This is a genomic window from Pseudomonas paraveronii, assembly GCF_963681955.1.
GTDB classification, from domain to species: domain Bacteria; phylum Pseudomonadota; class Gammaproteobacteria; order Pseudomonadales; family Pseudomonadaceae; genus Aquipseudomonas; species Aquipseudomonas paraveronii.
The window spans coordinates 2,393,466-2,417,748 of record NZ_OY817130.1 but is presented as its reverse complement, the minus strand read 5'-3'; the positions used below and the strand labels follow the sequence as shown (position 1 = coordinate 2,417,748).

General features: G+C 62.1%; 20 protein-coding genes and 1 pseudogene. 10 read left to right on the top strand and 11 right to left on the bottom strand.

Annotation, left to right across the window (positions count from 1 at the left end; translation table 11 throughout):
* The 6 genes from U5A08_RS11010 to U5A08_RS10985 form a co-directional block, all read right to left on the bottom strand.
* Positions 1 to 714, bottom strand: a complete 714-nt coding sequence (locus tag U5A08_RS11010) for a GntR family transcriptional regulator (protein WP_321851505.1) — start codon at positions 712 to 714, stop codon at positions 1 to 3.
* 55 nt (positions 715 to 769) lie between these two features.
* Positions 770 to 2,524 carry an acyl-CoA dehydrogenase family protein gene (locus U5A08_RS11005; RefSeq protein WP_321851503.1) on the bottom strand — a complete coding sequence of 585 codons (1,755 nt, stop codon included), beginning with the start codon at positions 2,522 to 2,524 and terminating at the stop codon, positions 770 to 772.
* Between the two features lie 43 nt (positions 2,525 to 2,567).
* On the bottom strand, positions 2,568 to 3,809 hold the full coding sequence (locus U5A08_RS11000; RefSeq protein ID WP_321851501.1) for a thiolase family protein: 1,242 nt from the start codon (positions 3,807 to 3,809) through the stop codon (positions 2,568 to 2,570).
* Complete coding sequence (locus U5A08_RS10995; protein ID WP_321851499.1) at positions 3,806 to 5,680, bottom strand: feruloyl-CoA synthase; 1,875 nt, start codon at positions 5,678 to 5,680, stop codon at positions 3,806 to 3,808. The genes U5A08_RS11000 and U5A08_RS10995 overlap by 4 nt, the downstream gene beginning before the upstream one ends.
* Before the next feature lie 62 nt (positions 5,681 to 5,742).
* Positions 5,743 to 7,191, bottom strand: a complete 1,449-nt coding sequence (locus U5A08_RS10990) for an aldehyde dehydrogenase (protein ID WP_253394815.1) — start codon at positions 7,189 to 7,191, stop codon at positions 5,743 to 5,745.
* 109 nt (positions 7,192 to 7,300) lie between these two features.
* The gene (locus tag U5A08_RS10985; RefSeq protein WP_046483783.1) at positions 7,301 to 8,131 is read right to left on the bottom strand and encodes a p-hydroxycinnamoyl CoA hydratase/lyase; all 831 of its coding nucleotides are present in this window, start codon (positions 8,129 to 8,131) and stop codon (positions 7,301 to 7,303) included.
* Between the two features lie 213 nt (positions 8,132 to 8,344).
* Between U5A08_RS10985 and U5A08_RS10980 the strand changes: the two genes are divergently transcribed.
* On the top strand, positions 8,345 to 8,833 hold the full coding sequence (locus tag U5A08_RS10980; protein ID WP_253394808.1) for a MarR family winged helix-turn-helix transcriptional regulator: 489 nt from the start codon (positions 8,345 to 8,347) through the stop codon (positions 8,831 to 8,833).
* A gap of 5 nt (positions 8,834 to 8,838) precedes the next feature.
* Here U5A08_RS10980 and U5A08_RS10975 read toward each other — a convergent pair whose 3' ends face one another.
* Complete coding sequence (locus U5A08_RS10975) at positions 8,839 to 10,164, bottom strand: OprD family porin (protein WP_253394803.1); 1,326 nt, start codon at positions 10,162 to 10,164, stop codon at positions 8,839 to 8,841.
* A gap of 310 nt (positions 10,165 to 10,474) precedes the next feature.
* Between U5A08_RS10975 and mhpT the strand changes: the two genes are divergently transcribed.
* A complete protein-coding gene (gene mhpT, locus U5A08_RS10970; RefSeq protein ID WP_253394801.1) occupies positions 10,475 to 11,704 on the top strand; it encodes a 3-(3-hydroxy-phenyl)propionate transporter MhpT in 1,230 nt (409 codons plus the stop codon).
* On the opposite strand, the gene U5A08_RS10965 is transcribed toward mhpT, so the two are convergent.
* Positions 11,701 to 11,874 (bottom strand): hypothetical protein, encoded by a 174-nt coding sequence (locus U5A08_RS10965; RefSeq protein ID WP_321851498.1) that lies wholly within the window; start codon positions 11,872 to 11,874, stop codon positions 11,701 to 11,703. The genes mhpT and U5A08_RS10965 overlap by 4 nt on opposite strands.
* Before the next feature lie 13 nt (positions 11,875 to 11,887).
* On the opposite strand from U5A08_RS10965, the pseudogene U5A08_RS10960 reads away from it, so the two are divergent.
* Positions 11,888 to 12,027, top strand: a pseudogene (locus tag U5A08_RS10960) (helix-turn-helix domain-containing protein); the annotation flags it as partial.
* A 95-nt stretch (positions 12,028 to 12,122) separates the two neighbouring features.
* The gene (locus U5A08_RS10955) at positions 12,123 to 12,734 is read left to right on the top strand and encodes a TetR/AcrR family transcriptional regulator (protein ID WP_321851496.1); all 612 of its coding nucleotides are present in this window, start codon (positions 12,123 to 12,125) and stop codon (positions 12,732 to 12,734) included.
* Between the two features lie 26 nt (positions 12,735 to 12,760).
* On the opposite strand, the gene U5A08_RS10950 is transcribed toward U5A08_RS10955, so the two are convergent.
* The 3 genes from U5A08_RS10950 to U5A08_RS10940 form a co-directional block, all read right to left on the bottom strand.
* Positions 12,761 to 13,864 (bottom strand): polyamine ABC transporter substrate-binding protein, encoded by a 1,104-nt coding sequence (locus tag U5A08_RS10950; RefSeq protein WP_321851494.1) that lies wholly within the window; start codon positions 13,862 to 13,864, stop codon positions 12,761 to 12,763.
* 40 nt (positions 13,865 to 13,904) lie between these two features.
* Positions 13,905 to 15,242, bottom strand: a complete 1,338-nt coding sequence (locus U5A08_RS10945; protein ID WP_321851493.1) for an alginate export family protein — start codon at positions 15,240 to 15,242, stop codon at positions 13,905 to 13,907.
* A 116-nt stretch (positions 15,243 to 15,358) separates the two neighbouring features.
* Positions 15,359 to 16,621, bottom strand: coding sequence for a serine hydrolase domain-containing protein (locus tag U5A08_RS10940; RefSeq protein ID WP_321851492.1), 1,263 nt, complete (start codon positions 16,619 to 16,621; stop codon positions 15,359 to 15,361).
* Positions 16,622 to 17,005: 384 nt separating this feature from the next.
* On the opposite strand from U5A08_RS10940, the gene U5A08_RS10935 reads away from it, so the two are divergent.
* From U5A08_RS10935 to U5A08_RS10910, 6 genes are all read left to right on the top strand, one after another.
* The gene (locus U5A08_RS10935) at positions 17,006 to 17,998 is read left to right on the top strand and encodes a SphA family protein (protein ID WP_321851490.1); all 993 of its coding nucleotides are present in this window, start codon (positions 17,006 to 17,008) and stop codon (positions 17,996 to 17,998) included.
* Positions 17,999 to 18,013: 15 nt separating this feature from the next.
* The gene (locus U5A08_RS10930) at positions 18,014 to 19,195 is read left to right on the top strand and encodes an MFS transporter (protein ID WP_321851489.1); all 1,182 of its coding nucleotides are present in this window, start codon (positions 18,014 to 18,016) and stop codon (positions 19,193 to 19,195) included.
* 45 nt (positions 19,196 to 19,240) lie between these two features.
* On the top strand, positions 19,241 to 20,686 hold the full coding sequence (locus U5A08_RS10925) for a carotenoid oxygenase family protein (RefSeq protein ID WP_321851488.1): 1,446 nt from the start codon (positions 19,241 to 19,243) through the stop codon (positions 20,684 to 20,686).
* 234 nt (positions 20,687 to 20,920) lie between these two features.
* The gene (locus tag U5A08_RS10920) at positions 20,921 to 21,772 is read left to right on the top strand and encodes a fumarylacetoacetate hydrolase family protein (protein WP_321851487.1); all 852 of its coding nucleotides are present in this window, start codon (positions 20,921 to 20,923) and stop codon (positions 21,770 to 21,772) included.
* Positions 21,773 to 21,775: 3 nt separating this feature from the next.
* Entirely contained in the window at positions 21,776 to 22,588 is an 813-nt protein-coding gene (locus tag U5A08_RS10915; RefSeq protein WP_321851486.1) for an IclR family transcriptional regulator, read from the top strand.
* A gap of 30 nt (positions 22,589 to 22,618) precedes the next feature.
* On the top strand, positions 22,619 to 24,265 hold the full coding sequence (locus U5A08_RS10910) for a bifunctional 3-(3-hydroxy-phenyl)propionate/3-hydroxycinnamic acid hydroxylase (protein WP_321851485.1): 1,647 nt from the start codon (positions 22,619 to 22,621) through the stop codon (positions 24,263 to 24,265).
* The last annotated feature ends 18 nt before the right edge of the window (positions 24,266 to 24,283 follow it).

Genomic DNA, 24,283 nt, shown 5'->3' with positions numbered 1-24,283 from the left:
TCACGCCGTGGGCAGAATGACCTTCATCCGCGCATTGACGGTCGCCGAACCGAAGATCTCGGCATAACGCAAGGTCGCGTTGGCGTGCTCGCGCATGATCGCTTCGGCCCGCGCGCCCTGGCGATTGACCAGGGCATCGAAGACCGAGTGATGTTGCATGTGGGCATAGTTGAAACGCCGGTATTCGCGGACCATGTCGTCGAGATCCACCGCCAGCGCGGTGACCGACGCGAACGGCAGATGATCATTGCGTGCCAGCGCATCGGCGATCGCCGGGTTGTGGCTGCCTTCCACAATGACGCGGTGAAAGCGCATGTTCAGGTCGTGATAGACCTCAAGGTCGTCCTCGGTCACGTACCCTTTGTCGAACAGTTGATCGCCTTCCACCAGGCAGCGCTCAAGCGTGGCACGCGCCGCGTCGGACAAACCGTGCTCGGCAGTTTGACGCGCAGCCAGGCCCTCGAGCACGCCACGCACTTCGACGGCGCCGGCAATGTCGTCCGGGCTGACCGAACGCACCTGATACCCGCGCCCGCCAAACGGCACCAGCAGCCCTTCCTGCTCGAGGGTACGGAACGCCATGCGCACGGGCATGCGTGACACACCGAACAGTTGCGCCGTGGGAATCTCCATCAGCCGCTCGCCCGCCGCCAACTCGCCGCTGGCGATCATCTTGCGCAGTGCAACCAGCACCAACTGACCGGGTTTACTCATCCAGGCAACTTCCAGAAAACGTGGGTCGCCATAGTACCGCAAGCATCCGACCGCGTCAGACGAACACCAACGCCGCGCGTGCCGCGTCTATCGCGCCGAGGTGCTGCGCCAACCGCGACGGCAGGTAATCGAAAAAGAACCCGGCGCTTTGCAGCTTGGCGGCACGCAACGGATCGTCCTCGGGCAATGCCCGGGAAACCCGAGCGGCCCGCGCCCATGCCAGGGCCAGCAGGGCCACGCCGCATAACTGGAGAAAGTCCGGCGCGGCCCGATAGGGGTACTCGCTGTCTTCCAGCGCCCGTTCACGTATGGCCTCGACCACACGGGCCAGTGCGTCACACAGGCTGCCCAGCGCTTCGGCGAAACCTGCACACGCGGCGCATTGGCCGCCCTGCCCGGCCTCGGTGCGCAGCACTGCCAGCAGCAAGTCGAAGGCCCGCCCCTCATCGCCCAGCACCTTGCGCAGCAGCAGGTCATTGGCCTGGATCTCGTTGCTGCCCTCATAGATCATCGCGATGCGACTGTCGCGCAGCGTTTGCTCGATGGCGAACTCGGCGACGTAGCCGTAACCGCCGAAGACCTGCAAGGCATTGCTCGCCTGACGGAAACCCTGCTCGGTGAAAAACGCCTTGATGATCGGCGTCAGCAACTGCGCCAGTTGACCGGCGCACGCTCGCGCTTGCGGGTCCGGGTCGTGCTCGGCCTGATCAAGTAAATGCGCGGCCCAATAACCGATGGCCCGCATCCCCTCGCTGGCCGTGCGCAACTCCAGCAACACGCGGCGCATCGCCGGGTGATAACGGATAGGGTCAGCCGCTTGGGCCGATGCCCCTTGCGGCCTCGACGGCGCACGCATTTGCACGCGCTCGGCGGCGTATTGCGCAGCGTTCTGCCAAGCCGCCTCGACATGCCCCAGGCCTTGCAGGCCGACATGCAGGCGCGCCGAATTCATCATCACGAACATCGCCGCCAAGCCGCGATTGGCGTCGCCGATCAGCCAGCCTTGGGCGGCGTCGAACACCAGGGAGCACGTGGCGCTGCCCTTGATGCCCATCTTGTGTTCAATGCCGTCGCAATGCACAGCGTTGGCCTGGCCATCGTCCAGCAGCTTGGGCACCAGGAACAGTGAAAGGCCGCGACTGCCCGGCGGCGCATCGGGCAGGCGCGCCAGCACCAGGTGCAGGATATTGGCCGTGAGGTCGTGCTCGCCGCCGGAGATAAACAGTTTGTTGCCCTGCAGGCGATAACGGCCGTCGCCCTCGGGGGTCGCGCGACAGCGCAGCAGCCCGACATCGCTGCCGGCCTGGGGCTCGGTCAGGCACATGGTGGGTAAGGCATGCCCGCTGACGATCTCGGGCAAGTAGCGCGCCTGCAACCAGGGTGCGGCGTGGGTCTTGAGACAGAGGTAGGCGCCGTGGGCGATCCCGGTGTACATGGCCCACGCGTGATTGCTGGCGTAGAGCATCTCTTGCAGCGCCGCGTCGAGCAGTTGCGGCAACCCTTGGCCGCCCTGCCCTTCGGCGCACGCCAAGGCCGGCCAGCCAGCGTCGACATAGGCGCGATAGGCCTCGGCGAAACCGTCCGGCGTGCTGACCTGGCCGGCGTTCCAGCGACAGCCTTGACGATCGCCGCTGGCGTTCAGGGGCGCCAGCACCCGCTGACTGAAGCGCGCCGCTTCCTCCAACACCTGCACGGCGAGTGACATGTCCAACGTCTCGAACGCCGAACATTGGCTCCACACCTCGGGGGCTTGCAGCCAATGTTCAAGCACAAATTGCATATCGCGCAGCGGCGCCTGATAGCTCCACATGGCAAACCTCATCGAATAAAAAAGGAGTTACACCGTTGAACGCTCAACCGCGATAGGCCGGGTTCTCGATCAACAACGCCATGCCCTGCCCACCGCCGACACACGCCGCGGCAATCCCGTAGCGCAGGTTGTGCCGGCGTAATTGCCGGGCCAGCGTCATGACCAAGCGCAGGCCGGTGGCGGCCAGTGGATGCCCCACCGCCAGCGAACCGCCCTGGACGTTGAGCCGGGCGCTGTCCAACTGCAGTTCCTGGGCCACCGCCAATACCTGGGCCGCCTGTGCTTCGTTGATCTCGAAACGGCCGATCTCATCCAGGCTCAACCCGCTGCGCTGCAGCAGCAGACGGATCGCCGGCGCCGGGCCGATGCCCATGAACTCCGGCGCCACGCCGACCACCGCGCTGGCCAGCAGTTGGGCCAGGGCCGGACGCGTGCAGGCCGAGGCGCGCCCGACCAGGGCTGCCGCCGCGCCATCGACCACCGCGCAGCTGTTGCCAGCGGTTTGCACGCCATTGACATGCACGGCACGCAAGCGTGCCAGGGCCGCAAGATCGGTGGGCCGTGGGTGGCTGTCCTGGGTGACGGCAGCGGCGCGGTGCGCCAGGCTGATGCCACGCGGCTGATACCCCTCAAGCTCGAACACTTGGTTATCGACCGTCACGATCTCTTCGGCCCAAGCGCCGTCACGCTGCGCCTGCAACGCGCGCTGATGGCTCTCGCAGGCGTAACGGTCCACGGCCTCGCGGCTCAGGCCATAGCGGCGCGCCAGGTGGTCCGCGGTGGCGATCATGTCCAGTCCCGGGGCCGGGTCGTAGAGGGCCTCCCAGAGAAAATCCTTGAATTGCACCTCGCCCCCCAGACGAAACCCATCCCGGTGGGTGTAGGCCGCAATCGGGTTGCGGGACATCGACTCACTGGCCACGCACAAGGCCAGTTGCACCTCGTCGCGCAGTTGCTCAGCGGCCTGGCGCAACAGCTCGAAGCCCGTGGCGCAGATGCGCTGCACCCCCAGCGCCGGGACCGATTGCGCCACACCGCTGTACAATCCGACATGTCGCGGCAGCAAATACGCATCGAAGCTGGCCTGGGCCATGGACCCAGCCAGTACGCTGTCCACCGCCAGCGGGTCGACACCGGCACGGGCCAGGACTTCACGGCCGACCTTGATCCCCAGGTCGATGGGCGACACCTGGGCCAGAGCGCCACCGAGGTCGACCCACGGCGTGCGTACCGCCGCGTAAATCGCCACGTCGGCAAACGCCGAATATTGCCCGACGCCGCTCAAGGCCTGGGCTCGGCACGCAGGATCGCAGCATCTTCACCGCGATACAGCGCCTCGACCTTGGCCGCACGCCATTGCAGTACCGCACGCTGGTTGATCGAGCCCTTGTCGGTAATTTCCCCACGGTCGATAGACGCCGGCTCGTCGAGCAAGGCAATCCATTCCAAACGGCTGGCATTGCCGGTGGCGTCGCGATTGAGGCGCTGCAACCAGTCGCCGAACCACTGGCGCACCGACGCGCTGGCGAGTACGTCGGCGTCGCTCGCGTCGGCGTCCAAGCCCGCCAGCCGGCGGCATTCGTAGAGCCTGGGGAAGACCAGGGCGCCCAGGCATTCGCGGTCCGGCGCGGTAATCACCAGGTCCTGCACATAGGGCGAGCCTTCGAGCACCGCACGATTGCGCAACGGCCCGACGCTGACAAACACCCCGGAGGACAGTTTGAAATCCTCGGCAATGCGCCCGTCGAACATCAGCCCCAGTTGCGGCCGATTCGGGTCGGCGAGTTTGATTGCGTCTCCCGAACAGAAAAACCCCTGTTCGTCGAACACTTCAGCGGTTTGCTCGGGCGCCCGCCAGTACCCCGGCATGATGTGTGGCCCGCAAAATCGCCCTTCGAACTTGCCGTCCACCGGCACCAGGCGCACCTCGCAGCCCGGCGCGGGCAAACCGATATAACCGGCCATGGACAACGGCCCGGTGGTGAAGGTGCAGGACGGCGCGGCTTCGGTCATGCCCAGCCCGGCCATCATGCGGATGCGTTCGCCGCAGTGCTGTTCGGCCACGCGGTCGAGGCGGTCCCAGACACTTTGCGAAAGGCCGGCGGCGGCGAAGAAAAACAATTTCATCCGCGCAAAAAAGCACTCGCGCAACTCGGCGTCCTGCTCCAGGGCGCTGACCAATTCTTCCCAGCCCTTGGGCACCGTCAGATAGGCCGTGGGCGATACCTCCTTGAGGTTGCGCAGGGTCTCGGCAAACCCCTGGGCCGTGGGCTTGCCGTTGTCGAGGTAAAAGGTGCCGCCGTTGTAGAGCACGATGCCGACGTTGTGACTGCCACCGAAGGTGTGATTCCACGGCAACCAGTCCACCAACACCGGAGGTTCTTCACCGAACACCGGAAATGTCTGCAACAGCATTTGCTGGTTGGCGCAGAGCATGCGTTGCGTGGTAATCACTGCCTTGGGCAACTTGGTCGAGCCCGAGGTGAAAAGAAACTTGGCGATGCTGTCCGGGCCGGTGGCCTTGAACGCCTGATCGGCCGCACTGCCGCCTGGGGTTTGCAGCAGGCTCGCGAAGCTGACCTGGGCGCGTCCGGGCACGTGGCCACGCACGCTGATCAGCGGCGTCTCGGCCGGCAATACCGCGTCGATCGCGCGCTGGTAGGCCGCCGCATCGCTGACGAACACCAGCCCTGGTTGCAGCAGGTCGCAGACATGCCGCAGCTTGGCGAAGTCCTGGGACAACAACGAATACGCCGGCGACACCGGGCAATAAGGAATACCGGCATACATCGCGCCGAGGGCCACCTGTAAATGCTCGATGTCGTTGCCCGACAGCAACGCCAGCGGCTTGTCTGCCGACAGGCCGTAACTCAGCAAGGCCTGGGCAATCGCCCGCACGCTCTCAAGCATCTGCGCGTAGCTGACGCGACGCCAGTCACCATCGGCCTGGCGTGCGGCAATGAAGGTCTGCTCGGGACGCACCCGGGCCCAATGCACCAGACGATCGAGCAAGCGCGCCGGCAACTCGGCCAATGGCTCCAGGGAACGCATATGCAGCACGCCCTGTTCTTCAGTGACTTCCACCGGCGCATGGCCGATGGAGACCGCGCGGTAGCGCGGTGCGGACTGGGGTTGCGGTCTGAATTCGGAACTCACAAGGGTGTCCTCCAGCAAGGCGGATCACAGCCGCCTTGTTATTGTTATGTCGCGCCGCCGACTCAGATCGGGTAATGCCGCGGCCCGTTCTGCAAGGTCACCCAGCGCAATTGCGTGAAGTGTTCAATCGACGCCTTGCCGCCAAAGCTGCCGTAACCGCTGGACTTGACCCCACCAAAGGGCATCTGCGCTTCGTCATGCACGGTCGGGCCGTTGATGTGGCAAATGCCCGATTCCACCCGCTGCGCCAGCGCCAGCGCACGCCCGCTGTCGCGACTGAAGATCGCCGCCGACAGGCCGAACTCGGAGTCGTTGGCCAGGCGCAGCAGTGCTTCATCACCGTCACCGCGCAGCAACACCGCCACCGGGCCGAAGGATTCTTCGCGGTACAAGCGCATATGCTCGGTGACGCCATCGATCAGGGTCGGCTGCAGGATGCTGCCCTCCAACTGGCCGCCCGCGACCAGCCGGGCGCCCTTGGCGAGGGCATCGTCGATCAGCGCCTTGATGCGTGTGCCGGCGCTGGCGTCCACCAGCGAACCCAAGACCGAATCCGCCGCCGCAGGGTCACCGGCGCGCAGGCTGGCGACCTTGGCGGTCAGCTTGGCGATAAACGCATCGGCGACCTTGGCATCGACAATCAGGCGTTCGGTGGACATGCAAATCTGGCCCTGGTTGAAATAGGCCCCAAACGCCGCTGCGGCAACCGCCGCATCCAGATCGGCGTCGTCGAGCACCAGCAACGGCGCCTTGCCGCCCAACTCGAGCAAGGCCGGCTTGAGGTGACGCGCCGAGAGTTCGCCGACAATCCGTCCGACATGCGTCGAGCCGGTGAAGTTGACCCGGCGCACAGCCGGGTTGGCGATCAGCCGTTCGACAATCGCGGCGGCATCGGCCGGGGCATTGCTGATGACGTTGACCACGCCGTCGCCCAGGCCGGCATCCTGCAATACCTGGCCAATCAGGCGATGCACCGCCGGGCTCAGTTCCGAGGCCTTGAGCACCACGGTATTACCGCAGGCCAGCGGCATGGCGATGGCGCGTGTGGCAAGGATGACCGGGGCATTCCACGGCGCGATACCCAACACCACACCGCAAGGCTGACGCAGGGCCATGGCGAAACTGCCGGGAACATCGGAGGGGATCACTTCACCGGTGATCTGGGTGGTCATCGACGCCGCTTCGCGCAGCATATTGGCCGCCAGGCGCACGTTGAAGCCATACCAGTTGGCCATGGCGCCGGTTTCGCCGGCGGCGGCGATGAATTCGGCGCTGCGCGCCTGCAATTGCTCGGCAGCGTTGAGCAAGCGGGTGCGGCGTTCATTCGGCGCCAGTGCGGCCCAGCCGGGGAACGCCGCCTGGGCCGCCGCCACGGCGGCGTCGGCATCTTCCAGGGTCGCGGCGGCAACCCGCGAAACCACTTCACCGGTCACCGGGTTGCGACGCTCGAAGGTTCGACCGTCACGGGCGGGGCACGACTGGCCGCCGATCAACAGGGGCACGTCCAGCATGGTGATTCCTCTTTATTGTCTTTATGGGGAATGCATTCAAGCGATGTCACAGTAGCGCCAGCGTGAGGCAGCGAACAGCGGGATGCGGCCCACTATTCGCCGGCAAGCCTCAGCGTTTGTACGTCTGCAGGCCGGGTTTGATGCTCTTGTCGTCGAGGAACTGCTTCATGCCCTGCTCGCGGCCGCCTTCGGTGTCGAGCAAGCGCGACTGATCGAGCTTGGCGTAGAGGTAATCCTCATTCTGCTCCCAGGTCAGTTCACGGCAACGCTTGAAGCCATGCTTGGCCGCCCGCAGCACCACCGGGTTTTTCTCCAGCAGGTTGCGCGCCAATTCAATCGTCACTTCGCGCAGTTGCGCCAGCGGCACGCTTTCGTTGACTAGGCCCATCTCGGCGGCCTTCTGCCCGCCGAAGGTCTTGCCGGTCATGATGTAGTACAGCGATTGACGATGGCCCACGGTGTCGGCCATGGCCTTGCTCACCAGATTGCCCGGTGGGATGCCCCAGTTGATTTCCGAGAGACCGAAGGTGGCTTCGTCGGCACAGATCGCCAGGTCGCAGGCCACCAATGGGCTGAAGCCGCCGCCGAAGCACCAGCCATTGACCATGGCGATGGTGGGCTTGGCGTACATGCGCAGCAGTTTCCATTGCCATTGCGAGGCTTCGCGGCGGATTTTCTCCTGGAGGATTTCCGGGCCGGCATCCACTTCGCGAAAGTATTCCTTGAGGTCCATGCCGGCGGTCCAGGCTTCGCCGGCACCGGTCAAGACCAGCACCCCAGCGGCAGGGTCCTGCTCCAGGGTTTCCAGAACGTCGATCATTTCGCGGTTCAGGGTCGGGCTCATGGCGTTGCGTTTTTCCGGGCGATTGAGAATCACCCAGGCAATGCCTTCCTCGATTTCAACCTTGACGGTGGTCCAACGGCCTTCGTAATTACTCATGACGGTACGCTCTTGTTCTGGGTTGGAAGATGATTCGAAATTAAACCGCAAATATAGTTATGTCAATTAACTATTAATCTTGATAACCAATATTTTTCCCCTGCAAACCCTAAGCTGCTCGGGTGTTATGAAAAGCCGGCATAGCCATGGCGCGCCAACCTCGGCAAACTAGATATCTTTCTTAACCTCCACCTTCTGAGGATTGCACTGTTAATGGCCAAGCCTTCCAACATCGCCGACGCCAACCTGGCCCTGCCCGACACCACCGAGGGGCGTGCGCCGCTGGATTCGGCCCTGGACGACCTGATCGGTTACGCCATGCGTCGCGCCCAGCTCAAGCTGTTCCAGAACCTGATCGGTCGACTTTCCGAGCACGACCTGCGCCCGGCTCAGTTCTCGGCCCTGGCGATCATCGAGCAGAACCCCGGCCTGATGCAGGCCGACCTCGCCCGCGCCCTGACGATTGAGCCGCCCCAGGTGGTGCCGTTGCTGAACAAGCTGGAAAGCCGCGCCCTCGCCGTGCGTGTGCGCTGCAAGCCGGACAAGCGCTCCTATGGGATCTTCCTCAGCAAGACCGGCGAAACCCTGCTCAAGACGCTCAAAGAGATCGCCGCCCAGAGTGACCTGGACGCCACCGCAGCCCTGGACGGTCAAGAACGTGCAGAGCTGCTGCGCTTGCTGAAGAAGGTGTATCAGGACTGACAGGCCTACCAGAGCGCCACGGTGTAGAGCACCAGGAAACGAGTCTGGTTTTCATCGCGAAACGCCGCGCCGCTCGGGAAGTCATTGCGATAGATCGACTTGCGCGCCATCAGCCCGACGTTCTTCAGCGGACCGCTCTGGATCACGTAGCCCAGCTCCATCTGGAACTCACGCTCCTTGCGATCCTCGGCATTGAACGCCGCCAGCTCGATGTTATCGCCGCGCACATAACGCAGCCGGCCCTTCAGGCCCGGTAAACCGGAAGCCGCGAAGTCATAGTCGTAGATCGCCTGCCAGGTGCGTTCCTTGGCGTTGAGAAAGTCCGAACTCATGGTCAGTTCGCTCATGCCCATCAGCTCCGTCCCCGAGATATAGGGCGTGGCCGTCTCCCCACTGGAATGCATGTAGCCCAGGCTGAATTTGTGACCGCCCAGGCGGTAGCCAAACAACGCCGAAAGGTTGCGGTTATCCACGTTCCCGGCCTTGGCGCTGCCGTCCTCGCGACTGAAGAAACTGCGCAGATCGCTGGTGAGCACGCCATCGCCCACGGGCAGATTGTGCAGCAACGCCAGGGTGTCCTGCTGGTAGAGGTCGGCGATCTGCGAGTGATAGGCGCGCAGGCTGAGGTCTTTGTTGACCTGGTAGTCACCGCCGACGTAAGCCAGGTGCGAGGTGGTGGCGGTGGCGTTGAAACGCCGGTTGGGCGAGGCGATGGTCATGGCCTGGTAGTCGGTGGAGTCGCGCTTGTTGATGCGGTCGATGTAGCCGGTATTGAGAGTCAGGCCATCGATATCCTTGGAGCTCAAGGTGGTGCCGCGAAAGGTTTGCGGCAGCAGGCGCGACGGGCTGGCAAAGGCGAACGGCAGGAAGATCGACACGTCACCGGTCTTCACGGTGGTTTGTGCAAACCGCAGCTTGGCGGTCGGCGCCAGGCGCGAGTACTCATCGGCGGCACGCTTGTCGCTGGCCGACACCGGCAACAACTCGGTGCCGCTGCGGTCCGGCGAAGAGTCGAGCTTGACCCCCATCAGCCCGCGCACATCCAGGCCAAAGCCCACCGGCCCTGGGGTGTATCCCGATTCCAGGTTGAGGATGAACGCCTGAGCCCATTCCCGCGCAGCGGTCTTCGCACCATCGTCCTTGTAGTCGCGGTCCAGGTAGTAATTGCGCAGGGTCAAGGTGCCGTGGCTGTCGTCAATAAAGCCGGCCGCCCACAGCGGGGTGGGCAGCACGCTCAAGGCCAGTAACGCCATGACCAGGCTTGGCTTGCGGTTCGACACACAGGAGACGGACGCCACTGCAACGGCGTCCTCCATAGGGAGTTTTGGCATGTTCGTTGTCCATTTTTTGTTGTTGTTTTTGGGGTGGCACACGCTCGGCCCAGTCGGCTTCGCGAACAGAGAATGGAAACAGCCGACGGTGCTCGTCAACCGCAAATGACCGATAATCGAACATTAATAAAGCTATCTACTTTTAAGATCATCACAGATACACATCTCAACACTATGAATTTAAAGTACTTATTTATCTATTTTTGCATTTCTAATACGCCATTCATTTTTTAGTTATCTTTGTTATCTTAATCGCAGCAGCCACTTGCGCTCGCCACCACAACAAAAACAACAACAATGAGGTTTGCCCATGGACAGTCCATCGCGTCGTTCGACGCTGACTATCGCGTTGTGCTTTATCGTTGCGCTGATCGAGGGGTTCGATCTGCAAGCCGCCGGAACCACCGCCGCAGGGTTGCGTCAGAGTTTTGCCCTGGACCCGAAGATGCTCGGCTGGGTATTCAGCATCGGGATCATTGGCCTGCTGCCGGGGGCGTTCTTCGGCGGCTGGGTCGCCGACCGAATTGGGCGCAAGAAAATCCTGGTGATCGCCGTGCTGCTGTTCGGGCTGTTCTCGCTTTGCACCGCGTTTGTCGAAAGCTACTCGAGCCTGCTGTTGGTGCGTTTTCTGACCGGTCTGGGGCTGGGCGCCGCGCTGCCCAACCTGATCGCCCTGTGCGCCGAAGCGGCCAGCGAACGCAACCGTGGCACCGCCATCAGTGTCATGTACTGCGGCGTGCCGTTGGGCGGCGCATTGGCGGCGGTGGTGGCGATGTTTTCCAGTGAACACTGGCAGACCACCTTTATCATCGGCGGCCTGGCGCCCTTGTTGGCCGTGCCATTGATGATCCTGCTGCTGCCCGAGTCCAACGCCTTTCGCCAACAGCTCGACAAGACCCTCAGTGCTCGTCCCTCCACCCGCCAGGCGCTGTTCGGCGAAGGCCGCGCGCGCACCACGCTGGCGTTGTGGCTCAGCTACTTCTTCACCCTGACCGTGATGTACATGCTGCTCAACTGGCTGCCGTCGTTGTTGCTCGAACAAGGTTTCAGCAAACCCCAGGCGGGCATGGTGCAGATGCTGTTCAACATTGGCGGCGCCCTTGGCTCATTGCTCGGTGGTGTCCTGCTGGACCGCTGCAATGCCCTCAGAGTGGTGCTGTTCGTGTATGCCGGGCTGCTCGCGGCCTTGGCCGGGGTCGGGCTGTCGGTGGGTATCGTGCCCATGGCCATCGCCGGTTTCGCCGCAGGCTTGTTCGTGATGGCCGCGCAGTTGGTGCTCTATGCGTCGGCACCACCGTCCTATCCAACGGCGGTGCGCGCCACTGGCGTCGGTGCAGCCGTTGCCATCGGCCGGCTGGGCTCGGTAGCCGGACCGCTGGCGGCGGGACAACTGCTCGCCGCAGGTGCAGGCACCACGGGAGTCCTGCTGGCGACCTCCCCCGGGGTGGCGATCGCGGCGCTGGCCATCATCAGCGTCATGGTGCGTAAGGCGCCACTGAACCTACCCGAGCTTGGCGTTGCCCGGCATACGAAAGCCTAGAGCGTGCGCCGCCAATCGAGCCCCCGCTGGTTGCCCTCGGTGCGGTTATCAGCCTGTTGCTCGAAGTCAGCGTTCAACGACAGCGCGTTTTCCTCGTAGATGACGTCGAGCAGGTCTGGGCCAGTGGCCCAGACCTTTTCTCGACGCTGATTGACGGCGTGCCCATCCACTTCGGTGTCTTGCTCCGTCGAAGACCTTGAATCAAACCTGATCAATGAAGCGCGCAACGCAACGCCGGCAACCTGGCCTCCGCCAGGCTCGTGGGGCTCAGCCGCGCTCAATTCGCTTACCGGTTGAAGAAGCACCCGCAGCAAATCCCTTGAATGGCAATTAGTGCTTTAAAAGATTTATCCAATTAAGTATTTTGCAGGGGTAACGGGCGGCATACGCCTCTTTTTCATCGCGACAAGGATCTCCCGTGAGCGGACTGCGTGAACGTCAGAAAGCCGAACGCCGGCAAGCCATCAGTAAGGCGGCAATCGAACTGTTTGAACGCCAGGGTTTCCAGAACACCACCATCGAGCAGATCGCCAACCAGGCCGGCGTATCGGCGCCGACGGTGTTCAAGTACTTCGGCAACAAGCAGGAAATCATCCTGGAAATCCTGCACCACGCCGATCAACGCGCCATCACCGACACCCGCAGCCGGATCCAGGAAATAGACGACCCGGTCGAGGCGCTCTGCCACTTGGAACGCCTTCTTACCGGTTATGCGTTGGAAGTCATGCACCCCAGCCTGTGGCGCGAACTGCTGCCGTTGATCCTGTTCGGTGGCAACAATGAACTGCCCGCCGGTTATCGGGCCATGAACGATGCGCTCAGGGCCGAAATCAGCCAACTGCTCAGGGAACTGCAACTGGCCGGCAAGCTGCGCCCGCAACTCGATGTGGAGTTGGCCGCGTTCCTGTTGAACGACTATTCACACTTGCAACTGTTCCGGCTGGTGAACCAGGAACACCCGGATATCGACGCGCACTCTACCCAGGTCAGGCGTATCACCGAGTTGCTGTTTTACGGCATGCAGGCCTGACCCATTGCAGGGTCAGGCCATACTGATCAGCGGTTGCTCTTGATAGCGGTCCAGGTGCGGGTACGGATGCGCTCCGCGGCGGCCGGGATCGGCTCCAGGGCGAACAGGGTCTTGCGCGCTTCCTCCGGCACATACATGTTGGGGTCGTTGCGGATGCTGGCGTCCACCAGCGCAGTGGCGTCCTTGTTCGGGTTGGGGTAGCCGATCTTGTTGCTGATGCGCGCAATCACGTCCGGGCGCAGGATGTAATTGATGAACGCATGGGCCTCTGCAGTATCGGGCGCATTGGCCGGGATCATCATCACGTCCGCCCACATCGGCGCGCCTTCCCTGGGCAGTGCCATCTCGACCTTGACGCCCTTGCCGGCGGCATCTGCCAGTCGCGTGGCCAATGCGACACCGCCGGACCAGCCCACGCCCACACAGATATCACCGTTGGCCAGGTCCATGCCGTAGCGCGACGAGTTGAAGTAAGTGACGTAAGGGCGAATCTTCATCATCACGGCCTGGGCTTGCACATAGTCCTCACGCTTCTGGCTATTGGGGTCGAGGCCCTTGTAGTGCAAGGCAATCGGCAGGATCTCGTTGCCGGCGTCGAGGAAACCCACGCCACAACTGGCGAGCTTGGCGAGGTTTTCTTCCTTGAAGATGATGTCCCAGCTGTTCATCTGCACGTCGGCGCCCAGGGCTTTGCGCACCTTGTCGACGTTGTAGCCGATCAGCGTGGTGCCCCACAGATAAGGCGCGGCATAGCGATTGCCGGAGTCACCCACCGCTTCCAGGGATTTCATGAACTCGGGGTCCAGGTGCTGCCAGTTCGGCAACTGCGCGCGGTCCAACGGCTGGACGGCCCCGGCGGTGATCAGATGCCCGAGGTTGGCGGAGCCGGGGAATACCACGTCATACCCGGAGTTTCCCGTCAGCAGCTTGGATTCCATGGTTTCGGCGCTGTCGAATACATCGTAGATCGGGCGGATTCCGGTCTCTTCCTGGAAGCTCTTGAGCACTTCCGGCGGCAGGTATTCGATCCAGTTGTAGATCCTTACGGTTCGTTCTTCGGCCAGGCAAAAACCGCTGATCAACAACGAAGCGACAGTGCCCAATACGGTATTACGCAAAAAACGGTTCATGATAAAAACACTCCAGCGCGGCCGCAAAGGCTCGCGGCACTTAATAGCGATAGGTGAAATACAGTTCCAACGCACTGAAGGTCTGGTCGTCACCGAATACCTGCTTGGCAGCGGCCAGTGGTTTGACCCAGTTATAGGACAGCGACGTATAAAACGACGGCGTTGGGGTCCAGTCGAGGAATATCACGCTCTCATCGGCAAAGCGCCGATCACTGACCGCTGCGCCCATGTAGTTTTTCTCGTCGAGCCAGAACTGGTAGTGAATCGCGCCGAGGGTCAGGGTCTCGTTGAGGTGGGTCTTGAGCGAGAACTGTTGGACATTTTCGTTGCTGTTGAACAGCAGGTAGTTGCCGACCACGTCGCCGACGAGCCACGTGCCCCAGTCGACGAAGCCCTTGCTCAGCGGGTCCCAGGCTTTCTGGCGGTTATCGCTCGGGTTGTCGTCACCGGAAAAGCTCGCGTAGCGATAACCGATCACGGGCGTCAACGGCAACGTGCTGAAGGCATAGTCGGCCTGGCCGTACCAGGCGTTGGCATCGTAATCGACCCCCTCGCCGCTACCGCGCTCCAACGCGTACTCCGCATTCAGGGTCAATGCCGGTACGCCGGGCACCTTGGCATTGAGCGCGCGGAGGTTGTACACCTGCATGCCGTCGCGACGACGAGGCAGCGTACTGCCTTTTGGCCCCAGGGCGTTGACCCGCATGGCCATGGCACCCAGTGTCACTTGGTCATCGACGTTGTAATCGAGGTTGACGCCGGTCATGCGGAAATCACCCAGGTCGTCGTCGGTGCGCAGGGTGAATGCCTGAGACTTCAACGCGCCATGCTCCCAGGCCAGAATCGCCGAATCCTTGAAGGCGGTTCGGGGCCCCAACCAGTAGGCGCCGTCCTTGAGCTGGTCCAGGTTACCGTCCATGACGATGAACCCCGTACCGACCATGTAGTTCTGGCGGCCAGCCGTGAACGTCCACTCACCGGCGCGGAACCCGCCGTACAGTTCTTCAGCGGCAACCTTGCCGTCGGAACTGCGAGTGAAGCCGCCCGCATCGCCATCGCCGAACGTGCTTGCCGCGACCAGCGAACCGCCGGCCAGCAAGCTGAAATCGGGTTGCAACGCATACTCGAGTTTGACCCCAGGCTTTACGTAGAACTCTTGCCAGTCGATCTTGGTGCCGCCATTTTTACTGTTGCGCGCATCGACCCGTCCGCTGCCGAAGTTGACGCCACGGGTTGATAGCGTCGCTCCCCCTACGGTGAGGTTGACTTCGCCTTTGAGATCGCCGTCCTCAAAGGTGTAGCCCGCCAACGCAACGTGGGTGGTCAAGGGTAAGCCGACCGCTAAGAGCGCTCGAGAGAAACGCTTGATATAAACCATAAGAAGCTCCTGTGTGATTATTGTTGTTACAGGGCAGTCAATGGCGACGCAAAGCGCCGCCAACACCTGGCAAAGCCAGGTGAATAGAACGCAAGACTCTTATTTTTCGGGGTGTCTCAGTGACTCAGGTGAGCGCTGATAGCGCGCAGCATGCGCACGCTATCGGCATCGAACGGGCCGACGGCATCGGTCAACGACGATTGCTTGACGATCACCACGCCGGAGGGCTTGTCGATGAACAGGTACTGACCGTGGATACCGCCGGCCATCAGGGCCTGACTGTGATCGTTGAATACGTACCACTGGCTTCGATAGGAAGCACCCGGTGTCCAGTTGGAGAACTCGGCATTTTGCGCGTAGATCGCGGGATCCCCGCCGGCGGCGATACGTGCCACGGTCTCGGGCGACAGCAACTGCCGCCCTTCATGACAGCCATCGTTGGCCAGCAGGCGGCCGAAGCGCGCCATGTCTCTTAACGTCGCACTGAAACCCGCCCCGGCGACGTTACGCCCCCAGGGATCAGCCATGAAATAGCCGTCGCGATCACAACCCAACCGGCTCCAGATTTCCCCCAACAACTGACTGCAGGCCTTGCCCGAGGCGCGTTCCATGACCCAAGCCAAGACTTCAGTGGTCGCGGTCACATAATGGAAAAAACCACCGTGGCGAGCGCGTTTTTTGAGGGACGGCAGGTACTGGTACAACGACTCGAATTGGACGTATTGCGCCGGGGCCGGTTGAAACCCGCAGGCGTAACCGTACTGCGAGCTCTCCGAGCTGGGATCGTCGTACACCTCGCTGTAGTCGATGCCCACGGCCATATCGAACAACTCGCGCACCGTCGCATCGCCAAACGCACTGCCCACCAACTCGGGCACGTAGTACGCGGCGGGTAACCCGGGTTTGAGCACGCCACTGCAAACCAGTTGTTCGCCAAGGGTGCCGATCAGCGACTTGGTCACCGAAAACATGATGTGCCGGTCGCAAGCCTGCTGACCGTTGAAGTAGCGCTCGAACAAGACTGTGTCGCCCTGCATCACCAAAAAGGCGTCGGTCTGGCTGGCGTTGAGGTGATCGATAACGCGGATGCTCAGCCCACACTCACTGTCGAAACACAGCTCGTCCAACGCTTTGGGCGCCTGCTTGAGCGTAGCGACCGGCCCTGGACCCGCCGGTACGTCAATGGTGGGGCGCAGTCGGGCCAGGTTGCGGAACCCCCACTGGCTGAAGGGCGGACGCATCCAGTTGTGCCACGTGACTCGGTGTTTCGGCTCGGCGGGAAAGCCATGCATCAGCAAAGGGGCCACGCAAGTGGCCGACGACGATTCAGTGGCCTCGACGTAAAGCGTCGCAAGAAAAGACGGGGGTTGATGACTCATCGGGAGATAACCCTGGAGATGACTCTGCATGAAAGCAGATGCACAGAAATAATTACCCGATATTTATTTTTAGTCAATAAAACTTTTTACTCGATAATATAGCCTCCACTGTCTCCGCATCGAGCTGATTGCCTGCTGTGAGTGCCACCTTCGGCGACCTGAAAAGCACGATCCACACCGGTCTCGGAAATCAACGGCGGCCGACGCGCGCAGACCCCGGTGAAAATGCGCGGTATGACGCTACCGTGCCTGCGCGTTTACCGCCTGTGGCACGCTCAGTCAAATCTGGCCGTTGCACTCAAGCATTGCGTCTGCCCGGGCACTACAGTCGAAGTGCCAGGGGTGTTAACCCCCGCTCACAATTCCAATAATAGAGCCATCGCAATGAACTTGACTCGATCCCTGCCGGCTTGCCTGGCACTCAGCCTCATCGCCTTTACCGTGCACGCCGCCGATGGCCCACCACCGCCCACGGTCAGCCAACCCAGCGGCATCAACCTAGGCGGCACCAGCTTCTACGACGGGTTCGCCGGACCACCCGGGCTAACGCATCAGACCTATCTGAAGTTCAGTACGGCCAGCAGCGTTCGTGACAATGGCGGCAAGGACAACCGCAACTTCGATAACCCGAAGATCAATGTCATTAGCTTGATCAACCAATTCAGCTATTACTCACCCGACACCATCGGCGGCGGCGCGCACCTGGGCTGGAGCCTGTTGGTACCCGTGATCTCACTGGACGGCGAGTTTGGCGACAACGGCGCCAAACTCAAGGACAACGGCGTTGGCCTGGGCGACATCACTGTCGGCCCGCAGATCCAGTTCGATCCGATCGTCAACGCCGAAGGCCGCCCGGTGTTTGTGCAGCGCGTGGCCTTCGATACGATCCTGCCCACCGGCAAGTACGACAAACACAAGGACTTGAATACCGGCTCCAATTACTTCTCCTTCAACCCCTACTGGGCCGCGACCTTGATGCCGGCACCGCGCTGGGAAGTGAGCTGGCGCCTGAATTACTTGTACAACTTCAAGAACAACGACCCGGCAAGCAGTTCGACGCAGGTTTTTGAAGGACGGCCGGTGCGCGACACCCAATCAGGGCAATCGGCCTGGGCCAACTTTACGGCTTCGTATGAGGTGTTCCCGAAGGTTTCAGTCGGGATCAACGGCTATTACTTCAGGCAGATTTCGGATGACCAGGTCAACGGCGACCGCCTGAGTAATTCTCGCGAAAAAGTACTGGGCATTGGTCCCGGCCTGTTCTGGAAAATGACCGAAGACAAGGCCTTCTGGCTCAATACCTATAAAGAGACCGGCGTGGAAAACCGCAGCAAAACGGATTACGCCGTGCAAGTCCGCTACGTTCACAAGTTCTGACTGAGGTGATGTGTGATGAATGCGCTCGACTCCATCGACAGCAAGAAATCACTGGGCGCTATTTGCCTGATGATGGTCATTTCCCTGGGAACGCTGCAGATCCAGCCGATCCTGGGCGGCGCGTTGATTGATCAACTGGGCCTGCCGCTCAATGCCATCGGCGCGATCTTCGCCGCCGAGCTGATAGCGATGGCCATGGCCTGCGGCGTCTGTGCGCTGTTTATGGCACGGGTCGACCGCCGCCGCTTTGCGCTGGTTGCCTTGCTGATCCTGGCCGCCGGCAACCTGGCAAGCACGCAACTGCACAGCCAGGCTTGGCTGGTGGTGTTCAGGATCATCTGCGGCGCCAGCGGTGGCGCGGTCATGGCGGTGGTGTATGCGACCGCTGCGCTGCGCAGGTCGAAAGACGCGACGTTTGCCGTGATCAATATCGGTAACCTGCTCTGGGGCATGCTGCTGGTGACGTCCATGCCCACGCTCTTGCAGGCGTTTGGTGTGCAGGGCGCGTTTTCGTTGCTGGCCATCACCAGCCTGCTCGCGGCGCTGGGTTGCTGGAAAATCCCCAGACACTACCCTGATGCCCATCGCATCGCCCATGGTGCGGCTCAGCCGTTCGGGCTGACCGCCGTGCTGCTGATCATGCTGTTTGCACTGTTGTTTTTCGGACACTCGGCGCTGTGGGTGTATCAGGAACGCATTGGCAAAAGCATTGGCCTGGAGCCCCAGCAAATCGGCGCCATCCTCGGCGGCAGCATCCTTGCCGGTGCCCTGGGCGCCGGGCTCTCCGGGCTGTTGGGGCGCCGTCTGGGCCTGTTGTTTCCGCAACTGCTGAGCTTTGGTACCGCGTTGCTGGCGACCCTGGTCATGGTCTACGGCGACAGTACCGTCGCGTTTGCCGCCACCGCGTGCCTGATCCATATGGTGTGGTTTTTCAGCCTGCCCTACCTGCTGTCGATGGCGGCCGAACTGGACCCTTCCGGTCGATTGGCCGGCCTGGGCAATGCGGCGATTTTTGTCGGTCAAGGGCTGGGCCCGTTTGGCGCCGCGCTGGTGGTCGGCGAAGGGCATTTTCGGGCGGTGGGATGGCTGGCAGCCTCGGCGTATGTCGTGGCCTTGATCATTTCATGCCTGGTGGTGGCGCGCTTTCGTCGAGGCGTCAAACCGCGCACGCCAGCCCTGTCGCCGCAATCTGCCTGAATACCCTGCCCTGACGTGAACCCACTGGATCAATGAGATGACGCGATGAATATTCCATTTCCCCAAACCCCCGAGTTTTCCGGCGCGCTGTACGCCCCCAGCCGCGTAGAGGGCGAGGTGTACGACCTTGAGATCGAAGGCGGCATTCCCGAGGCGATCCGCGGCACCTTTTATCAAGTCTCGCCGGACCCGCAATACCCGCCCATGCTGGGCACCGATATCTTCTTCAACGGCGACGCCATGGTCAGCGGCTTCTATTTTGCCGATGGCAGGGTCTCGCTGCGTCGGCGCTATGTGCTCACCGATCGTTTGGTCGCCCAGCGCCGTGAAGGGCGTTCGCTCAACGGCGTTTATCGCAATGCCTACACCAATGACCCGCTCGCGGCAAAAAACAACACCACGGCAAACACCTCCGTGATCCCGCACAACAACGTGCTGCTGGCACTCAAGGAAGATGCCATGCCGTGGGCGCTGGACCCACACACGCTGGAAACCCTCGGCGAGTGGAATTTCGACGGGCAGATCGAGTCAGCCACCTTCACCGCCCATCCCAAGCTCGACCCACTGACCGGAAACCTGCTGGCCTTCAGCTACGAAGCCAAAGGCGACGGCACACCGGACATGGCGTATTTCGAAATTTCACCGCAGGGCAAACTGCTGCACCAGATCTGGTTCCAGGCGCCCTACGCCGCGATGGTCCACGACTTCGCGGTCACCGAGCACTATGTGGTGTTCCCGCTGATCCCCCTGACGGTGGACGTCGAGCGCATGAAAAAAGGCGGCCAGCATTTCCAGTGGCAACCCGAGCTGCCCCAACTGTTTGCCGTGGTGCCGCGCCACGGCGACGCGCGCGACGTGCGGTGGTTCAAAGGGCCCAAGGACGGCTTCCAGGGCCATACCCTGAATGCGTTCGACGAAGACGGTAAGGTCTATCTGGACATGCCGGTCACCGGTGGCAACGTCTTCTACTTCTTCCCCCAGGCGGACGGTTTCGTACCGCCGCCGGAAACCCTGGCGGCCAGCCTGATGCGCTGGGTCTTTGACCTGAGCAGCGCACAGGACGAACTGCAACCGCAGGCGCTGACGGACTATCCCTGTGAGTTTCCCCGTTGCGATGACCGTTACATAGGTCGCAAGTATGAACACGGATTCCTGCTCGCCTTTGATCCGCAGCGGCCGTATAACTCGGCGAATGGCCCGATGCCGTTTCAGTTCTTCAACCTGCTGGCTCACATCAACCTGACAACCGGCGTCACCGATGCCTGGTTTCCCGGGGACAGCGGGTGCTTTCAGGAGCCCATTTTCATTCCACGCTCCGCTGAGGCCGCGGAAGGTGATGGCTACGTGGTCTGCCTGCTCAACCTCATTGCCGAAGGCCGCAGCGAGCTGGTGGTGCTGGACTCCACTGACATGGCGGCCGGGCCTATCGCCCGTATCAAAGTCCCATTCCGTATGCGCATGTCGCTGCATGGCTGCTGGGCACCGCGCTAAAGCGGCATAGCGTTCCCCCCCCCTCCTCCAATCGCCACGCCCGTAGCCATCCACTTGCTGGAATGGCACGGGCTGTTTGGCGTTTCGGGCCGCGATCCGATCACCGAACAGAAAAAACACATTTATTCCGAAATGCAGGATTTCTACAAAAATCCCACTTTACAGGATTAATTCGCAAGACTAGATTAAGTCCATTGCAGTCCACCCCCGCTCCCCTTTCCGAGAGGACACTTCATGAAATTCGCGAGCTTTATCGTTCAAGGCCGTACCACCTACGGCGTGGTTGAGGGCGCTCAGGTGATTGACCTGGAATCGGTCAAACCCACCTTTGGCACCGACCTCAAGCAGGCCATCGCCATCAATCGCCTGGGTGAACTGACGCCGGCCGTCCTGGCCCCGCTGCCACGCGTAGCATTGGCGGACGTCACGTTCCTGCCGGTGATCGAGAACCCGGGCAAAGTGCTGTGCATCGGCATCAACTACGCCACCCACGTGCGTGAAACCGGTCGTGAAATGCCGACCTACCCGATGATTTTCACGCGTTTCGCCGACAGCCAGGTTGCGCACCTGCAACCGATCATTCGTCCGCAGGCTTCGCATAAGTTGGATTTCGAAGGCGAACTCGCCGTGGTCATCGGCAAAACCGCGCGCCACGTCAAGGCCGCAGATGCGCTGGAGTATGTGGCCGGTTATGCCTGCTACAACGATGGCAGCGTCCGTGACTGGCAGAAGCACACCATCCAGTTCGTGCCGGGCAAGAATTTCCCGCGCACCGGCGGCTTCGGTCCTTGGTTGGTGACCTCAGATGAGATCGGCGACCCGCAAGACCTGGAATTGACCACGCGCCTGAACGGCCAAGTGATGCAACACACCCGCACCAGCGACATGATTTTCGACGTGCGCCACCTGATCGAATACTGCTCCACCTTCACCGAACTGGCGCCCGGCGATGTGATTGTCAGCGGCACCACCGGTGGCGTCGGCGCATTCCGCGAACCGCCGGTATGGATGAAGCCCGGCGATACCGTCGAGGTCGAGATCTCGGGCATCGGCATCCTGCGCAACAGCATCGCCGATGAGCAGTAAGCCATGAAGTTATTGCCTGAATCAGAGCACCTGCCCGAGCAGGACGCCGATAGCAAAGGCTCAAGCCTGGAACGCATGCTGCGGGTGCTGGACTTATTTACCGAGGCCAGCCCGATCTGGGCGGTCGACGAGATGGGCGCTGCGCTGGGTTACACGCGGTCGACCATCTACCGCTACGTGCGCGAGTTGGCCGAGGCGAACCTGTTGTTTCAGGTCGAAGCCGGCCGCTACGCGCTGGGCGCGCGGATTATCACCTGGGACCGCCAACTGCGCCTGAGCGACCCGCTGGTGCGCGCAGCACACGCCCTGGAGCAGGACCTGCCACGCTGGAGCGAGCAACAGGTGTGGCTGATCTGTCGACTGTTCAAGGACCAGGTGGTGTGTATCCACCAGCACGGCGACTTGTTCAGCGAGGTCAGCTACTCCCGTGGTTCACCCCGCCCGCTGTTCCGCGGCGCGACCTCCAAGGCGATCCTCGCCAACATGACGTCGCGCCAGCACAGCCAGCTGTTTCTGGAAAACCCCGATGAAGTGCGCGCCAGCCATCTGGGGCAGACCTGGGAACAGTTCCGCCGCTCGCTGCAGCAACTGCGCCGTCAGGGGTATGTCGCCAGCGCGGCTGAAATTGATCCCGGCGTCTACGGCCTCGCGGCACCGATCTTCGACAGCGACGGCAAGGTGGTCGGCAGCATCAGTTGCCTTCGTCCGATTCAGGAGCGCGACAACGCACTGGAAGCGCAACAAGGGGCACACATGCAGGCCCTCGCGCAGGCGTTGTCGCAGCGCATGGCGACGCTCACCCACCGCCCCGCGTAGCCAGACTGAAAACTTTGGAAGGGAATAACAATGACAACCCTCAACAGCTTCAGCACCCAAGTCTTGATCATCGGTGCCGGTCCTACCGGACTGACCCTGGCCAACCTCCTCGGCCAGGCCAATGTGGACACCCTGATCATCGACCGCAAACCCGGCACCGTGACCGAACCCCGCGCCGTCTCGATCGACGATGAATCCTTGCGCACCATGCAAGCCATCGGGATGGATGACGCCGTGTTGCGCGATGTGGTGCCCGGCTATGGCGTGCATTACTTCACCCGCGCGGGCGGGCGTTGCTTCGGCAAGGTCGAGCCCACCGGCAGGTTATATGGGTTTCCCAAGCGTAATGCGTTTCGCCAGCCGCTGTTCGAAAGCACGCTGAAGGTCGGCCTTGAACGTTTTGCGAACCTGACAGCGCGCTTCAATCACGAACTGCTCGAGTTCACTCAAGACCCGCATGGCGTGCGCGCGTTGATCAAGGATGCCGATGGCCAACTGCTCGACGTCAAGGCCAGCTACCTGATCGCCTGCGACGGCGGTCGCAGCCCGGTGCGCAAGCAACTGGGGATCGAGATGGTAGGGTCGAGCTTCTCCTCACGCTGGCTGGTGGTCGATACCGACCAGGATGACGACCCCTTCTGGCAGACCCGCGTGTATTGCGATGCCCGCCGCCCGGTGGTGGAAGTGCCCGGCCCGCACCGTACTCGGCGCTTTGAGTTCCAGCTCAAGTCGGGCGAAACCGATGCGCAGGTGCTCAGCCCCGAATGCCTGCACACGCTGCTGCGTCCGTTCAAGGGCGATGCCCCGGTGTCCATCGTGCGCAAGACGGTCTACACCTTTCATGCCCGCGTCGCCGAGCGTTGGCAGGTCGGCCGCGTATTTCTTGCCGGCGATGCCGCGCACTTGACCCCACCCTACGCCGGGCAAGGGATGAACAGCGGCGTTCGCGATGCGCACAATCTGGGCTGGAAGCTGATCGCCGTGCTCAAGGGCCAAATGGCCGCGACCGCCCTGCTGTCCTACGAAAGCGAGCGGCGCGACCATGCCTGGGCCTTGATCAAACTGGCCCTGAACCTTGGCGTGGTCATGGCGCCGGCCACCGTGCTGCGGGCGCGCCTGATCAGCACGGCATTCGCATTAATCGGCCTGGTGCCGCCGCTGCGCGATTATTTCCTGCAAATGCGCTTCAAGCCCAAACCACGGTTTACCAAAGGCCTGGTATTGCCCGAAGGCAAGGCCGGGAAGCTGGCCTGCGGGCAAATGTTTCCTCAGCCATTGCTGACCGATGCCCAAGGCCACACACAACTGCTGGACACGACCATCGGTGCCGGTTTTGCCCTGATCCAATATGGCGACCCGACCCACCAACGCCTTGATGAACTACGGCACGGTCTGTGGGACCACCTGGAGGCCAAACGCATCCTGATCCTGCCCGCGCACGTTCAGACGCTGCCGTCGATCCCCGGCTGCACCGTGCTGCAAGACCGTGAGAACGCGCTCAAGGAGCTGCTCGGCGACAGCCAGAAGTTTCTGCTGCTGCGCCCGGATCGCTATGTCGCCGCCATCTTCGACAGGACCACGCACGATCAGGTCGCCGAATCCTTGCAGTCGTTGTTCGGCATCACGCTGACAAGCCACTGCGCAGCTGAGCCGGGCATGGCGCCCGTCTACCCCTGAACCTTCAGACCCAGAGGT

What these genes read in the sequence shown, in the direction of transcription:
- U5A08_RS11010 (WP_321851505.1), bottom strand. Translation starts at nt 714, where the DNA reads ATGAGTAAACCCGGTCAGTTGGTGCTGGTTGCACTGCGCAAGATGATC.
- U5A08_RS11005 (WP_321851503.1), bottom strand. Translation starts at nt 2,524, where the DNA reads ATGTGGAGCTATCAGGCGCCGCTGCGCGATATGCAATTTGTGCTTGAA.
- U5A08_RS10990 (WP_253394815.1), bottom strand. Translation starts at nt 7,191, where the DNA reads ATGCTGGACGTGCCCCTGTTGATCGGCGGCCAGTCGTGCCCCGCCCGT.
- U5A08_RS10985 (WP_046483783.1), bottom strand. Translation starts at nt 8,131, where the DNA reads ATGAGTAATTACGAAGGCCGTTGGACCACCGTCAAGGTTGAAATCGAG.
- U5A08_RS10980 (WP_253394808.1), top strand. Translation starts at nt 8,345, where the DNA reads ATGGCCAAGCCTTCCAACATCGCCGACGCCAACCTGGCCCTGCCCGAC.
- U5A08_RS10975 (WP_253394803.1), bottom strand. Translation starts at nt 10,164, where the DNA reads ATGCCAAAACTCCCTATGGAGGACGCCGTTGCAGTGGCGTCCGTCTCC.
- mhpT (WP_253394801.1), top strand. Translation starts at nt 10,475, where the DNA reads ATGGACAGTCCATCGCGTCGTTCGACGCTGACTATCGCGTTGTGCTTT.
- U5A08_RS10950 (WP_321851494.1), bottom strand. Translation starts at nt 13,864, where the DNA reads ATGAACCGTTTTTTGCGTAATACCGTATTGGGCACTGTCGCTTCGTTG.
- U5A08_RS10945 (WP_321851493.1), bottom strand. Translation starts at nt 15,242, where the DNA reads ATGGTTTATATCAAGCGTTTCTCTCGAGCGCTCTTAGCGGTCGGCTTA.
- U5A08_RS10940 (WP_321851492.1), bottom strand. Translation starts at nt 16,621, where the DNA reads ATGAGTCATCAACCCCCGTCTTTTCTTGCGACGCTTTACGTCGAGGCC.
- U5A08_RS10935 (WP_321851490.1), top strand. Translation starts at nt 17,006, where the DNA reads ATGAACTTGACTCGATCCCTGCCGGCTTGCCTGGCACTCAGCCTCATC.
- U5A08_RS10930 (WP_321851489.1), top strand. Translation starts at nt 18,014, where the DNA reads ATGAATGCGCTCGACTCCATCGACAGCAAGAAATCACTGGGCGCTATT.
- U5A08_RS10925 (WP_321851488.1), top strand. Translation starts at nt 19,241, where the DNA reads ATGAATATTCCATTTCCCCAAACCCCCGAGTTTTCCGGCGCGCTGTAC.
- U5A08_RS10920 (WP_321851487.1), top strand. Translation starts at nt 20,921, where the DNA reads ATGAAATTCGCGAGCTTTATCGTTCAAGGCCGTACCACCTACGGCGTG.
- U5A08_RS10915 (WP_321851486.1), top strand. Translation starts at nt 21,776, where the DNA reads ATGAAGTTATTGCCTGAATCAGAGCACCTGCCCGAGCAGGACGCCGAT.
- U5A08_RS10910 (WP_321851485.1), top strand. Translation starts at nt 22,619, where the DNA reads ATGACAACCCTCAACAGCTTCAGCACCCAAGTCTTGATCATCGGTGCC.